15 protein-coding genes and 4 tRNA genes are annotated in these 13,435 nt (G+C 61.6%); 18 read left to right on the top strand and 1 reads right to left on the bottom strand.

What is annotated here, in order from left to right:
* Positions 1–78: 78 nt before the first annotated feature.
* From ACK28C_RS08070 to ACK28C_RS08080, 3 genes are read left to right on the top strand one after another with little or no spacing between them, the layout of a single operon-like run.
* Positions 79–1,191 carry an Rpn family recombination-promoting nuclease/putative transposase gene (locus ACK28C_RS08070; protein ID WP_409152032.1) on the top strand — a complete coding sequence of 371 codons (1,113 nt, stop codon included), beginning with the start codon at positions 79–81 and terminating at the stop codon, positions 1,189–1,191.
* A gap of 51 nt (positions 1,192–1,242) precedes the next feature.
* Entirely contained in the window at positions 1,243–2,307 is a 1,065-nt protein-coding gene (locus tag ACK28C_RS08075; RefSeq protein ID WP_409152033.1) for an Rpn family recombination-promoting nuclease/putative transposase, read from the top strand.
* A 51-nt stretch (positions 2,308–2,358) separates the two neighbouring features.
* Entirely contained in the window at positions 2,359–3,387 is a 1,029-nt protein-coding gene (locus tag ACK28C_RS08080) for an Rpn family recombination-promoting nuclease/putative transposase (RefSeq protein ID WP_409152034.1), read from the top strand.
* Between the two features lie 176 nt (positions 3,388–3,563).
* On the opposite strand, the gene ACK28C_RS08085 is transcribed toward ACK28C_RS08080, so the two are convergent.
* Positions 3,564–4,076 carry a hypothetical protein gene (locus ACK28C_RS08085; RefSeq protein ID WP_409152035.1) on the bottom strand — a complete coding sequence of 171 codons (513 nt, stop codon included), beginning with the start codon at positions 4,074–4,076 and terminating at the stop codon, positions 3,564–3,566.
* Positions 4,077–4,215: 139 nt separating this feature from the next.
* Here ACK28C_RS08085 and ACK28C_RS08090 point away from each other — a divergent pair.
* The 15 genes from ACK28C_RS08090 to flhB all read left to right on the top strand — a co-directional run bounded on the left by ACK28C_RS08090 (position 4,216) and on the right by flhB (position 13,415).
* Positions 4,216–4,290, top strand: a tRNA-Val gene (locus ACK28C_RS08090).
* Positions 4,291–4,300: 10 nt separating this feature from the next.
* Positions 4,301–4,377 (top strand) — tRNA-Asp (locus tag ACK28C_RS08095).
* A 15-nt stretch (positions 4,378–4,392) separates the two neighbouring features.
* Positions 4,393–4,468 (top strand) — tRNA-Phe (locus ACK28C_RS08100).
* Positions 4,469–4,481: 13 nt separating this feature from the next.
* Positions 4,482–4,556, top strand: a tRNA-Gly gene (locus ACK28C_RS08105).
* A 322-nt stretch (positions 4,557–4,878) separates the two neighbouring features.
* Positions 4,879–5,067, top strand: a complete 189-nt coding sequence (locus tag ACK28C_RS08110; protein ID WP_409152036.1) for a flagellar FlbD family protein — start codon at positions 4,879–4,881, stop codon at positions 5,065–5,067.
* A gap of 34 nt (positions 5,068–5,101) precedes the next feature.
* The gene (locus ACK28C_RS08115; RefSeq protein ID WP_208872804.1) at positions 5,102–5,878 is read left to right on the top strand and encodes a motility protein A; all 777 of its coding nucleotides are present in this window, start codon (positions 5,102–5,104) and stop codon (positions 5,876–5,878) included.
* A gap of 2 nt (positions 5,879–5,880) precedes the next feature.
* A complete protein-coding gene (locus tag ACK28C_RS08120) occupies positions 5,881–6,609 on the top strand; it encodes a flagellar motor protein MotB (RefSeq protein WP_208872803.1) in 729 nt (242 codons plus the stop codon).
* Between the two features lie 17 nt (positions 6,610–6,626).
* Entirely contained in the window at positions 6,627–7,082 is a 456-nt protein-coding gene (gene fliL / locus ACK28C_RS08125; RefSeq protein ID WP_015556280.1) for a flagellar basal body-associated protein FliL, read from the top strand.
* A 158-nt stretch (positions 7,083–7,240) separates the two neighbouring features.
* Positions 7,241–8,248: a flagellar motor switch protein FliM gene (gene fliM / locus ACK28C_RS08130; protein ID WP_341523455.1), complete on the top strand. Its 1,008-nt coding sequence runs from the start codon at positions 7,241–7,243 to the stop codon at positions 8,246–8,248.
* Positions 8,241–9,359 (top strand): flagellar motor switch phosphatase FliY, encoded by a 1,119-nt coding sequence (gene fliY / locus ACK28C_RS08135; RefSeq protein ID WP_409152037.1) that lies wholly within the window; start codon positions 8,241–8,243, stop codon positions 9,357–9,359. Before fliM ends, fliY begins: the two co-directional genes overlap by 8 nt.
* 225 nt (positions 9,360–9,584) lie before the next feature.
* Positions 9,585–9,947 (top strand): response regulator, encoded by a 363-nt coding sequence (locus ACK28C_RS08140; protein WP_015556279.1) that lies wholly within the window; start codon positions 9,585–9,587, stop codon positions 9,945–9,947.
* A 389-nt stretch (positions 9,948–10,336) separates the two neighbouring features.
* Complete coding sequence (gene fliP / locus ACK28C_RS08145) at positions 10,337–11,182, top strand: flagellar type III secretion system pore protein FliP (RefSeq protein ID WP_243440578.1); 846 nt, start codon at positions 10,337–10,339, stop codon at positions 11,180–11,182.
* A 61-nt stretch (positions 11,183–11,243) separates the two neighbouring features.
* Positions 11,244–11,519 (top strand): flagellar biosynthesis protein FliQ, encoded by a 276-nt coding sequence (fliQ, locus tag ACK28C_RS08150; RefSeq protein ID WP_015556278.1) that lies wholly within the window; start codon positions 11,244–11,246, stop codon positions 11,517–11,519.
* A 19-nt stretch (positions 11,520–11,538) separates the two neighbouring features.
* The gene (locus tag ACK28C_RS08155) at positions 11,539–12,333 is read left to right on the top strand and encodes a flagellar biosynthetic protein FliR (protein WP_015556277.1); all 795 of its coding nucleotides are present in this window, start codon (positions 11,539–11,541) and stop codon (positions 12,331–12,333) included.
* Positions 12,315–13,415: a flagellar biosynthesis protein FlhB gene (gene flhB, locus ACK28C_RS08160; protein WP_409152038.1), complete on the top strand. Its 1,101-nt coding sequence runs from the start codon at positions 12,315–12,317 to the stop codon at positions 13,413–13,415. The genes ACK28C_RS08155 and flhB overlap by 19 nt, the downstream gene beginning before the upstream one ends.
* Positions 13,416–13,435: the final 20 nt, after the last annotated feature.

Consider the following 13,435-nt stretch of genomic DNA (forward strand, 5'->3'; position numbering starts at 1 on the left):
CGCTGCAAATTTGGGGTTTGTGACCCGTTGTTGCTATAATAAAGCCAACGAATACGTTGCCTGCTGGGGGTGATGAACATGGATGATGACAAGGGAGAGAAGTCGAGGGGCGTTCCGGTGATGACGACGCACGAACGGCAGGAGATGCTGAACCTCCAGGAGCAGGGGGAGCTGCCGGAGAACATCGACCGCTCCACCGACCTGTACTTCCGCTTCCTGCTGGGGACGCCGGCGCGGGGCCGGCTGCTTCGCGATATGCTGAACGCCTTCTTCGGCGCCCTGGGCTATCCCCTGCTGCAGACGGTGACCCTCACGGACACCGAGCGCGAGCCCGAGGCGCTGGGGGCGAAGTACACGCGCCTCGACCTGACGGCGCTGGACGATCTGGGCCGCACCCTCCACATCGAGATGCAGCGGGAGAACTACACCCACTTTCAAAAGCGCTGCCTCTTCTACCTGTGCCGGAACTACACGAGGTCGCTCAAGAGGGGCGAAGGGTACGCGAGCCTGTCCCCGATCGTCTCCATCTCCCTGTTGGGATTCGACCTTTTCGAGGGAGAGCGTGGGCTGTGGGACTTTGCGCTGATGAACCCTGATACGGGGCGTCGCCTGATGGAGGCGGACGACCTTCTTCTGTTCTACGTCGAGCTGAACAAGGCGTCGCGCCCCCTTCGGGAGCTGCGGGCGAAGCTGAAGGCGAGGCCGGGGCACGTTCTGAGCCCCGAGGAGCGTGCGCAGGTATGGGGAGGCTACATCAACAACGAGAGCGAGGGGTTGGCCCTGCTGCGCGAGAGCTTGTCGGGGGATACCGTTTTTTCGGAGGTGAGCGAGGTGGAGCAGGAGTACTGGAGTTCTCCGGAGAACCGCTACTATCAGCTGCGGGAGATGATGACGCAGCTGGATTATAAGGCGATTCGTGAGGACCGTCTGGCGGAGGCGACGAGGGCAGTCCGTGAAAAGGCTTGGGCCGAGGGTGTAGCCGAGGGCAGAGCTAAAGGCGAGGCTAAGGGCTGGACTAAAGGCAAAGCTGAGGGCAAAGCTGAAGGCAAGGCCGAGGGCATAGCCGAGGGCGAGTTACTGGGCAGGCAGGAGACGGCGCGCGCCATGCTGCGGGAAGGGATGTCCCCGGCTTCTGTCGCGCGCTTCACCCGCCTTTCCCCGGGCGAGGTCGAAGCCCTGAAGGGGAGTTGAGAGGACGGACGATCGGCGGATTCGCGTGGCCGTTTTCAGGGAGTGATGAACGTGGATGATGGCAAGGGAGAGAAGGCGAGGGTCGTTCCGGCGATGACGACGCACGAGCGGCAGGAGATGCTGAACCTCCAGGAGCAGGGGGAGCTGCCGGAGAACATCGACCGCTCCACCGACCTGTACTTCCGCTTCCTGCTGGGGACGCCGGCGCGGGGCCGGCTGCTTCGCGATATGCTGAACGCCTTCTTCGGCGCCCTGGGCTATCCCCTGTTGCAGACGGTGACCCTCACGGACACCGAGCGCGAGCCCGAGGCGCTGGGGGCGAAGTACACGCGCCTCGACCTGACGGCGCTGGACGACCTGGGCCGCACCCTCCACATCGAGATGCAGCGGGAGAACTACACCCACTTTCAGAAGCGCTGCCTCTTCTACCTGTGTCGGAACTACACGAGGTCGCTCAAGAGGGGCGAGGGGTACGCGAGCCTGTCCCCGATCGTCTCCATCTCCCTGTTGGGATTCGACCTTTTCGAGGGAGAGCGTGGGCTGTGGGACTTCGCACTGATGAACCCCGGGACGGGGCGTCGTCTGATGGAGGTGGACGACCTTCTTCTGTTCTACGTCGAGCTGAACAAGGCGAAGCACCCCCTTCGGGAGCTGCGGGCGAAGCTGAAGGCGAGGCCGGGGCACATTCTGAGTCCCGAGGAGCGCGCGCAGGTATGGGGAGGCTACATCAACAACGAGAGCGAGGGGCTGGCCCTTCTGCGCGAGAGCTTGTCGGGGGATACCGTTTTTTCGGAGGTGAGCGAGGTGGAGCAGGAGTACTGGAGTTCTCCGGAGAACCGCTACTATCAGCTGCGGGAGATGATGACGCAACTGGATTACAAGGCGATTCGGGAGGACCGGCTGGTGGAGGCGACGAGGGCGGTCCGCGAGAAGGCTTGGGCTGAGGGCGAGGCTAAAGGCTGGACTAAAGGTAAAGCTGAAGGTAAAGCCGAGGGCGAGCTGTTGGGCAGGCAGGAGACGGCACGCGCCATGCTGCGGGAAGGGATGTCTCCGGCTTCCGTCGCGCGCTTCACCCGCCTTTCCCCGGGCGAGGTCGAGGCCCTGAAGGAGCGTTGAGGGGACGGACGATCGGCAGATTTGCGTGGCCGCTTTCAGGGGGTGATGAGCATGGATGAGGACAAGGCGAGGGTTGTTCCGGCGATGACGACGCACGAACGGCAGGAGATGCTGAACCTCCAGGAGCAGGGGGAGCTGCCGGAGAACATCGACCGCTCCACCGACCTGTACTTCCGCTTCCTGCTGGGGACGCCGGCGCGGGGCCGGCTGCTTCGCGATATGCTGAACGCCTTCTTCGGCGCCCTGGGCTATCCCCTGCTGCAGACGGTGACCCTCACGGACACCGAGCGCGAGCCCGAGGCGCTGGGGGCGAAGTACACGCGCCTCGACCTGACGGCGCTGGACGATCTGGGCCGCACCCTCCACATCGAGATGCAGCGGGAGAACTACACCCACTTTCAAAAGCGCTGCCTCTTCTACCTGTGCCGGAACTACACGAGGTCGCTCAAGAGGGGCGAAGGGTACGCGAGCCTGTCCCCGATCGTCTCCATCTCCCTGTTGGGATTCGACCTTTTCGAGGGAGAGCGTGGGCTGTGGGACTTTGCGCTGATGAATCCCGGTACGGGGCGTCGTCTGATGGAGGCGGACGACCTTCTTCTGTTCTACGTCGAGTTGAACAAGGCGAAGCACCCCCTGCGGGAGCTGCGGGCGAAGCTGAAGGCGAGGCCGGGGCACGTTCTGAGCCCCGAGGAGCGCGCGCAGGTATGGGGAGGCTACATCAACAACGAGAGCGAGGGGTTGGCCCTGCTGCGCGAGAGCTTGTCGGGGGATACCGTTTTTTCGGAGGTGAGCGAGGTGGAGCAGGAGTACTGGAGTTCTCCGGAGAACCGCTACTATCAGCTGCGGGAGATGATGACGCAGCTGGATTACAAGGCGATTCGGGAGGACCGGTTGGCGGAGGCAACGAGGGCGGTCCGCGAGAAGGCCTGGGCCGAGGGCGAGGCTAAAGGTAAAGCTGAGGGCGAACTGCTTGGCAGGCAGGAGACGGCGCGCGCCATGCTGCGGGAAGGGATGTCCCTGGCTTCCGTTGCACGCTTCACCCGCCTTTCCCCGGGCGAGGTCGAGGCCCTGAAGATTTAGGAAGGTGCTGAAGGATACCCTTAGTTTGAACCAAAATCCTCAGGCAAAGTTTTAACGTGTAGCGGAGATAGATTTTGTGCGTTTTCTGCCGCACCTGCCAGGCGCGGCAGAAAACGTGCAGGCCTGCCCTCACTCTATGTTAAAAATTTCCCGTAAAATTAAAACTTTCGACCCTGTCAACCGCCAGAGAAAAAGCCATCCTTGAGACACTCTTCGCTGAGCCAGGGTGACCGTTTTTCCTGAAAAGACTGCTTCCAGGGATGGTTTGGGACGGGCGTGTGGGTTTTTGCAGGTTCGCCCTCATTTCCTTTTGTCGCATTGCTCGGAGCGGCACGCTCCGCCTTCTCGACCTCCCTCATCTCGATACGACATCCCTTGTGAATGACCCATATCTTTCCTGAGAGACTCTCCCTGACCTCCACATCGGAACGGGCCATAAAGGCTTTCTCAGGGGTGTTGGGGGCATAGGTTCGTCCTTTGTAAGAAATGCTTCCGCCGCAATCCATCTTACGCATCTCCCGGTGAGCGAAAAGGAAATCCACATCGACCCTTTCTGCAGGCTCAACGTAGGCGCTCTCCTGTTCTGCGGGCAGAACCGCTTCCTGCCCGCCAGCAGCTCCATGACCTTGATGCGCTTGATCTCTTTTTGTGACAATGCCACTCGCTCCTGCTTCATACCTAAGTATCACCCAAAGACCTGCCTCCCGCGGAGAGGGGTGACATTTTCTCTGACTACTTATAGGGTAACATGATCACTGATCAACGACAAACTTTGAGGCCCTGCTTGACAGAAACGACAGGGGTAGGTATACTATCTTTCGTGCTTGAGGGCGGATAGTTCAGCGGTAGAACACCTGCCTTACACGCAGGGGGTCACAGGTTCGAACCCTGTTTCGCCCACCATTGAAAAAGCGGGGTCGTAGCTCAGTTGGTTAGAGTGTCGGCCTGTCACGCCGAAGGTCGCGAGTTCGAGTCTCGTCGGCCCCGCCAGTTCAATATTTCGTGGGCGGGATAGCTCAGATGGTAGAGCAACGGACTGAAAATCCGTGTGTCCCCAGTTCGATTCTGGGTCCCGCCACCAGGTCAGCGAAAATGCGGAAGTAGCTCAGAGGTAGAGCACAACCTTGCCAAGGTTGGGGTCGCGGGTTCGAACCCCGTCTTCCGCTCCAAATTTTAAAGAGTGAGGTCCTGCAGGAAGCGGGACCTCTGTTTTTTTGAGAACTGTCCTAATGGAAGAAGAGGAGCGATGGGAGGGTTTTTGATCAATTTTGAATGAACCCGATGCCCTTCTCCTTTAAAAGCCTGAAATTTTTTTTAGCGGACCTCGTTTTTTTACGGATTTTCATATACAATCAACAAGGTGTCCCAACAGGGTATCCTCGGTGCGCTTTATGTGAAGGCTGGGGCGTCTCTCCTTCGGGGGGGGAAGGGGCTATAGCGATGATTGAGGTGCATCGCCTGAACGGCGAACGTTTTTTGCTGAACTCTGATATGATTGAGACCATCAACGTGACGCCTGATACCGTGGTGCGGCTTTTGAACGGCCACCGCTATATCGTGCGCGAGGGGATCGACGAGGTCTGCGAAAAGATCATTGCGTTTCGGAAGTTGGCGGGGTACACCTGCATCGTTGCAAATTCTGCGGACGAGGTGGAGGATTCCGAAGGAGCGGGATCGTGATGGAGCATGCTGCTGGACTAGGGGTGAATAGGCTTTGGATTTAACGAGTATCGTTGGATTTCTCATATCTTGGATTCTGGTTCTCGCTGCCATGGCTGGGGGAGGAAACTTCGGCGCCTACATCGACGTTCCCTCCATGATGATCACGATCGGCGGCGCGGTGGGGGCAACGATCCTCTCAAACCCCTCGGACAGGCTGAAGGCCATAGGGGGCGGACTGAAGAGCGCCTTCGTCTCCCACGAGCCCAACCTCGTGGGGATGGTACAGATGATCGTCAGCTTCGCCGAGAAGACCCGCAGGGAAGGCCTGCTTGCCCTGGAGAGCGACGTGGCGGAGCTGGACAACGAGTTCCTGAAGAAGTCCATCCAGCTGGTCGTGGACGGCACGGACCCGGAGCTGGTGCGGGCGATCCTGGACACCGAGATCGGCGTCCTGGAGGACCGCCACTCCGCCAACAAGTCCGTGTTCGACACCCTCGCGGAGTTCGCCCCCTCCTACGGGATGATCGGGACGCTGGTGGGCCTCATCGCCATGCTGGGGAACCTGGCGGACGTCAGCTCCCTGGGCCCCAACATGGCCGTCGCCCTCATCACGACGATGTACGGGTCCATGATGGCCAACATGTTCGGCATCCCCATCGGCAAGAAGCTCGCCGCCCGCTCCGCCCAGGAGGTCGTGGCCATGGAGCTGATGGTGGAGGGGATCCTGGCCATCCAGGCCGGCGAAAATCCCCGAATCGTCGAGGAAAAACTGAAGGTCTACCTTCCCCCCAGGCTTCGCAGCAGCTTTGACAAGAAGGAGGGCGAGTAGCCTTGGCGCGCCAGAAGAAGCCGGAGCCGCCGGGGCTGAGCGCCCCCTTCTACATGGGCACCTACGGGGATATGGTGACGCTCATCCTGTGTTTCTTCATCCTGCTGTTCGCCATGTCCTCCATCGATGCGCAGAAGTTCCAGAAGGCGCTGATCTCCCTCAGGGGCTCCCTGGGGGTTTTGAAGGGCGGCGTGACGACCGAGGAGTCCATGGAGCCCAACCAGAGCGGGGAAGAGGGAGTGGACGCGGGGTCGTCATCCAGGGTGGAGCTGGATACCCAGCACGTCGCCTACACGATCAACAGCTACCTGCGCTCCGAGGGGCTGGGCAAGTCCATTCAGGTGACGATCAACCAGCGCGGCGTGTCCGTCTCCATCTCGGATCAGTTCCTCTTCAACTCCGGCAGCGCGGAGGTGAAGCCGGAGGGGCGGCGGGTGCTCTTCAAGATCGCCTCCCTGGTGCGGGACAAGGTCCCGGCGGTGGCCGTGGAGGGGCACACGGACGCCACGCCTCTTCTGGGGGGTATCTATCGCGACAACTGGGGGCTCTCCGCGATGCGGGCGGCCGTCGTGGCGTCCTACCTGGAGCAGGATGGAGGCTTCGACCCGCTGAAGCTCCAGGCCGTCGCCTTCGGCCCCAACCAGCCGATGGTGCCCAACGACACGCCGGAGCACCGCGCCCTGAACCGCAGGGTCGAGATCGTGTTCCTCTCGGAGTATCCCAAACGCTAAGGGGTTGATGGATCAACATGAAACGAATGATTGTCTTTGTCGTTATCGGTTTGGTGATGTTCGGCGTGGGCTTTGGAGGAGGCCTGATGCTGGGGAGGACGATGGCGTCCGGCGAGGGCGGAGCCGCCAAGGCCCGCGAGGTCGCGGAACCGGGGCCCATCGTGACCATCGGCGAGTTCACCAGCAACCTGGCCGGCGCCGGAAGGCACGTCGTGAGCTTCACCGTGTCCCTGGAGCTCGTGAACAAGAAGGAGGAGATCGCCGCCGCCGTTCAGAACATGGGGTGGCTCGTGAGGATCAAGAACGAGATTCTCCTCATCGCGAAGGACAAGACCTACGACGACCTCAACAGCGCGGAGGGGACGGTCCAGTTTCAGGGGGACATCAAGAGGGTGCTCAACTCCATCCTTCCGAACGTGGGGGGGGAAGCCCCCATCGCCCAGGTGCTCTTCGAGTCTTTCGTGCTTCAATAAACAAAAAAACAATGTAACATAAAAGGCAACGGAGAAAGATTTTGGGTTTGTTTTGTGGGGACTGCGAAAAACGGCGGCAGGTGTGATATCCTGATACGTAGTTTTTCTTCTTCGGGGCGGTGACCCCGGAAGGCAGGTGAGGACTTCTGACTCCTGATGTGTTGTCACAAAGCGAGATCGATTCGCTCTTGAGCGCTCTCACGAGCGGTAACGTGGATATCGACTCCATGGCTGAAAAGGCCGACGAGCGGAACCTCAAGGTCTACGACTTCAAGAGGCCGGATAAGTTCAGCAAGGACCAGCTTCGAGCCATTCAGATGATCCATGAGGCCTTCGGCCGACAACTGACGACGGCCATGTCCACGCTGATCCGCTCCATCGTCTCGGCAGAGGTGGCCTCGGTCGATCAGCTGGCCTACGAGGAGTTCCTGAACTCCCTGGTGCAGCCGACGGTGATCGGGATGATCGAGATGCATCCCTTTGACGGCAACATGCTCCTCGAAATCAACCCCAACCTCGTGTTCGCCATCATCGACAGGATGCTGGGCGGGAAGGGAAACTTCACGGGCAAGCTGCGGGAGCTGACCGACATCGAGAAGACCGTCATCGAGCGCGTGCTGATGCGGATGCTGGAGCTTCTGGAGGACAGCTGGAGCACCGTGGTGGACGTTCGTTTCCGCTTCGAGAGCATGGAGAGCAACCCGTTCTTCGTGCAGATATGCTCTCCGCGCGATATGGTGCTCCTCGTCATCCTGAAGCTGAAGGTCGGCGACATCGAGGGGATGATGAGCCTCTGCTTTCCCTACTTCCTGATGGAGCCCATCGTGGACAAGCTGTCCTCACAGCAGTGGTTCGCCTCGACGAACCATGAGCGGGACGAGGAGGAGCAGCGGAACCTGATCTCGTCGCTGCATCGCGTCAAGATTCCCCTGGCGCTGGAGCTGGGGCACACGATCCTGAGCCTGGCGGACGTCTATGCCCTTCAGGCGGGGGACGTGATCAAGCTTGACGAGACGAAGGACAGCGATGTCGCCGTTCGGGTGGGCAACCGGGTGAGCTTCATGGCGAAGCCGGGGACCGTCGAGGGGCGTCTTGCGGTGGAACTGACCCGGATCCTGAAGCGGTCTGCGGACGAGTCGTCAGAGGGAGAGGAAAAAGATGGATGATCTGCTTAGTCAGGATGAAATTAACGCCCTGCTTTCCGGCGGCGACCTGGGCGGTGGGGCCGATTCAGACCTCTCCATGGAGGACTCCCACCTGCTCGGCGAGGTGTCTTCGATCTTCGCGGGCGCCGAGAGCAGCGTCATCGGCATGTTGTCCGGCAAGGAGGTGGACACTGCCGTCGACGACGCGGAGGTCGTGACGCAGGCGGACTTCCGGGGAAGCCTGCCGGCGGGCCCCTTCCTCTTTACGGCGACGTTCGGGGGCTTTGACGACATCCCCCTGGCGTTGGCGGTGGAGCAGAGGGGCGCCCTGACCCTTGCGGACCTCATGATGGGCGGAGAGGGAAAGGACCTGCCGGACGAGCCCAGCGACCTCTACCTGAACGCGGCCCAGGAGGGGCTGAGCCAGGTGGTTGGGTCCTCCTTCACGAGCCTGAGTGGCCTCCTGGGCGGAAAGCGCCTGATCCCGGAGAACACGACCTCCGGGCTGGCGTCGGGGGACTGGCTGGCCTTCTCCTCCATGGCGCCGGAGACGAAGCTTTGGATGAGCCCGGTCGAGGTGAAGATCAACGGGCTGGATCCCTTCAAGATATGGGTTGCGCTGCCCCTGGACTCCGCCCTCAAGATGGTGGGGCTGATGCGGGAGATCATTGGCGAACAGGAGCCGCAGCAGCCGGAGGAAGCGGCAGCGCCCGCTCCTTCGCCCGCCGCGGGCGTTTCGGCGCAGTCCGGCGGCGGGATGAGGGCGCCCATGGGCGCTCCAGCCCCTCGGGCCTCTCAGCAGCCCACTCCCATCGTGGACGTGCATCCGGCGGCGTTCCAACCCCTGGGGGGTGCCGCTGCCGGTGGTGCGGTGAGCCCCATCGACATGATCGCGGACATCCCGGTCCGCGTGACGGTGGAGCTTGGCAAGACGCGCAAGAGCGTGTCGGAGGTCCTGGCCCTGACGAGCGGGTCGGTCATCGAGCTGGACAAGATGGCGGGCGAGCCGGTGGACATCCTGGTGAACGGAAAGCCGATCGCAAGGGGCGAGGTCGTCGTCATCGACGAGAACTTCGGCGTGCGCATCACGGACATCATCGGAGCCGCGGCGGGCGCGCGTTCGACCTCCTAGCACAGGCTAAGGGCTCGCGCCGCAGAGGCTTTCGTCCCATCGTCGGGCTTTTTTGCGGCGGGCGCTTGCCGGGCGATTTTTCATGATATAATCAATGCGTTGTGCGGTTGGTTCTGTCAGTGGGGCGTCGCATTTATCTTCGTTTTTATGAAGACCTTTTCTCTATAAGGCGCAGGGACCGAGCCCCTGTGCAGGAGATTTTTGACGTAAGCGAGGGATTACAGGATGGGCAAGAAAGTTCTTATCGTCGATGACGCGGCCTTTATGCGAATGATGCTGAAGGATATCCTTCAGAAGAATAATTTCGAGGTGGTCGCCGAGGCTGAAAACGGCAAGGCGGGGGTCGCCGCGTATCAGAAGTACAAGCCTGATATCGTGACGATGGACATCACGATGCCGGAGATGAACGGCATTGACGCCGTTAAGGCCATCAAGGCCCTTGATCCCGACGTCAAGATCGTGATGGTTTCCGCGATGGGGCAGCAGCCCATGGTCATCGAGGCGATCCAGGCGGGAGCCAACGACTTCATCGTCAAGCCCTTCCAGCCGGAGCGCGTGATCGAAGCCATCACCAAGGTCCTGTCCTGAGCCGGAGGGACGTTTTTACTGCTGCCCCGGCGACGAAGGCCTCCGGGGCCACGGTTTTGTGCGTGCTGTCGCGGTGTAGATCGCGGATGGGAGCGGTTGAAGCCTTGTGGAGAAGTCGGCGCCTGAGGGGGAATCGGTGATCTCGGATCCCAGCCTTGTGGCCTATTTGGCTAGAGTGTCGCTTGCCTTGGTTGTTCTGGCGCTTTCCGCCGTCCTTCTGGTGCGTTTTGTGCGGGGGAGGCGCGGGGGGGTAAGAGATGACGGGGCCGTTAAGCTTTTGGCGTCCTTACCCGTGGGTAAGGATGTCTTTTTTGTGTTGCGCTGCGGACCCGACGTCGTCGCGTTTACCTCCGGGGCGAGTGGAACTTGTCTGATGGGCAGGTGGAAGTATGAGGAATGGGTTGGCGCGGGAGACGCTCCAGCGGAACGGACGGAAGATGGCGCGCGCTAGGGGGCTTTTCCTCGTCCTGACGCTCGCGGCGTTCCTCGCCTTTTGCGGAGGGTTTGCCCTTCCGGCCTGGGCCGCGGATTCGGAGGCGCTTTCCGGGGTGCCGCTCCCGACGATACAGTTTGGCGTCACGCCGGCGGACTCCCCGCGGGACGTGGCACTCTCCCTGCAGATACTGGCCCTGATGACGGTGGTGAGCGTCGTCCCGGCGATCTTCCTCATGGTAACGAGCTTCACCCGCATCATCGTGGTCCTGGGCTTCGTGCAGCGCGCGATAGGGCTTCAGCAATCGCCGCCCCAACAGGTCATCGCGGGGCTCTCGCTCTTTTTGACGCTCTTCACCATGTACCCGGTGTGGGACCGGGTCTATCAGGAAGGGCTTGCCCCGTATCTTTCGGGCGCCGCCAGCGCCCCTCAGGCGTGGCAGAGCACGGTGACGCCGATCCGCGAGTTCATGTTTCGCTATACGCGCCAGGAGGAACTGTCGCTCATGGTGTCCATGTCGGGGACCGAGCGCCCCGCGTCGCAGGACGCGGTGCCGACGCGCGTCCTGATCCCAGCCTTCATGCTGAGCGAGCTCAAGACGGCCTTTCAGATGGGCGTCGTCATCTACATCCCCTTCATCGTGGTGGACATGGTGGTCTCAAGCGTCCTGCTTGCGATGGGGATGATGATGCTCCCCCCCATGATGATCTCCCTGCCCTTTAAGATCCTGCTCTTCGTCATGGCCGACGGCTGGAACCTGGTCGTCCTGAGCCTTCTGAAGAGCTTTGCCAACGTCCCCTGACGCAGGGCGGCCAGCGCGCCCGTTCCCCCAGAGGTCCGTGTGAGAGAGGAGGCGCCCGAAGATGGCGGAAACGGCCCTGAGCCTTTTTGATCTCCTGAGCCAGTCCATCTGGACCATGTTGGTCGTGTCCCTGCCCGTGCTCCTGGTGGCCATGAGCGTGGGGCTCTTGATCGGCATCCTTCAGACGGCCACCTCCATACAGGAGCAGACGCTGATCTTCATCCCCAAGATCCTGGCCGTGTTCATCTGCATCATCCTCCTGTCCCCCTGGATGGGGCAGAGGATGCTCGTGATGACGCGGGAGATATTGGGCCAGCTGGAGCGCTTTATCCAGTGATGCGGGGCGGCGCTTTTTCATGAGGGGGATCGAGCTGCCGGCTCAGCTCTTGATCGTCTGTCTCCTCCTTCACCTTCGCTTTGTGGGGCTCGTGTTCAGCGCCCCCGTGTTCACCTCCGTCATGGCCCCGACGCCCGTGCGCTACCTCTTTGCTGCGCTCCTGACGTTCTCGGCGGCGGGGGGCCTGGGCGGTGCGGAGGTCCCGCTCTTCTACTTCGACAGCGTCTTCTCCATCGCCCTCCTGGGCGTTCGCGAGGTCCTGATCGGAGTGGCTCTCGGATTCCTCTCCGCGCTGCCGCTGGTGGCGCTGCGCGTGGCGGGAGAGCAGGTGGGGACGGTGATCGGCTTCTCCATGGCCCAGGTGCTGGACCCGACGACGCAGACCGAGAGCTCCATCATCGGACAGCTGGAATTCCTGGTGGGCTTGTGGTTTTATTACCACTGGAACGGGCACCTCCTCATGATTCAGGCGGTGATGGAGAGCGTGAGGCTGGCCCCCGTGGGGCGCCTCCTGCCGTTTCCGCCGGATTTGATCGAGGTGGGGACCTGGCTTCAGGACCTGTTCATTCTGGCGATGCGGATCACCCTTCCCTTCTTTTGTTCGCTGGTCCTGGCGGACGTCGGCCTGGGCTTTCTGGCGCGGACGGTCCCTCAGATGAACATCTTCGTCCTGGGGCTTCCGATCAAGGTGGCGCTGGGCTTTATGGTCCTTGCCGCAGTTCTGCCGCTGACCGTTGACCTCATCTACACCCAGTTTGAGCGCTGGATCGAGTTTGCCCTGGAGGGGGTGCTGCCTTGGAGCGCTGCGCCGTGAGCTGCCGCGTCGCCTTCGACATCCAGTTTTTCGCCCAGGAGCGCACGGAGCCCGCGACGCCCCGGAAGCGCGAGAAGGTGCGCTCCGAGGGCAGGGTGTGCATGAGCAAGGACCTGACGGCCGCCGTGGGGCTCCTGACGGGGCTTTTGGGGCTGGCGGTCCTGGGGGCCTTCACGTGGCGCGTGATGAGCCGTCTTCTGAGGCTTTCCCTGAGCTTCATCGGGGATGCGACCCTGGAGCGGGACGGATGGTTTCACTACCTCTCCTGGGAGGTCGTGAAGGACTTCTTCATCTCCTGGCTCCCCCTGGGGTGCCTGATCGCCTTTTTCTCCGCTGCCGCCGTCATCTGCCAGGTGGGCTGGACGATGACCAGCGAGCCCTTCAAGCCCAACCTGGGGCGGCTCAACCCCATCAGCGGCATGAAGAAGATCATCTCCCTGCGCTCCGTCGTCGAGCTCTTGAAGGGGCTCTTGAAGGCGGGGGTCTTCGCCGTCGTGATCTACTCCGCAATCAAGAACTACCTTCCCGCCTCTTCGAGGGCCATGCAGATGCCTCTCGCGCACGGCGCCGCCTCCTTCTGGGACATGCTGTGGACGCTCTCCATGCGGCTTGCGGCGATGTTGTTGGCGATGGCGTTGGTCGACTACCTCTACCAGCACTGGGAGTTCGAGCGCTCCATCCGCATGAGCCGGCAGGAGATCAAGGAGGAGTACAAGCAGATGGAGGGGGACCCGCAGATCAAGAGCAAGATCCGCCAGAAGCAGCGGGAGCTGGCCAAGAAGCGCATGATGGCGGACGTCCCCAAGGCGGACGTCGTCATCACGAACCCGACGACGCTGGCGGTGGCCCTCCTCTACGATCGAAGGCTGATGAAGGCGCCTCAGGTCGTGGCGAAGGGCAAGGGCTTCGTGGCGCAGAGGATTCGAGAGCTTGCGGAGGCTGCGGGCGTCCCCGTGGTTGAGAACAAGCCCCTGGCCTGGGCGCTCTACGGGGGCGTCGAGGTGGGGGAGGAGATATCTCAGGACCTCTACCGCAGCGTTGCGGAGATCCTGGCGATGGTCTACCGGCTCAGGGCGTCGTAATCGAAGTGAAAAAAGCGGCG

The sequence above is a fragment of the Fretibacterium fastidiosum genome (assembly GCF_964642095.1).
Lineage (GTDB): Bacteria > Synergistota > Synergistia > Synergistales > Aminobacteriaceae > Fretibacterium > Fretibacterium fastidiosum.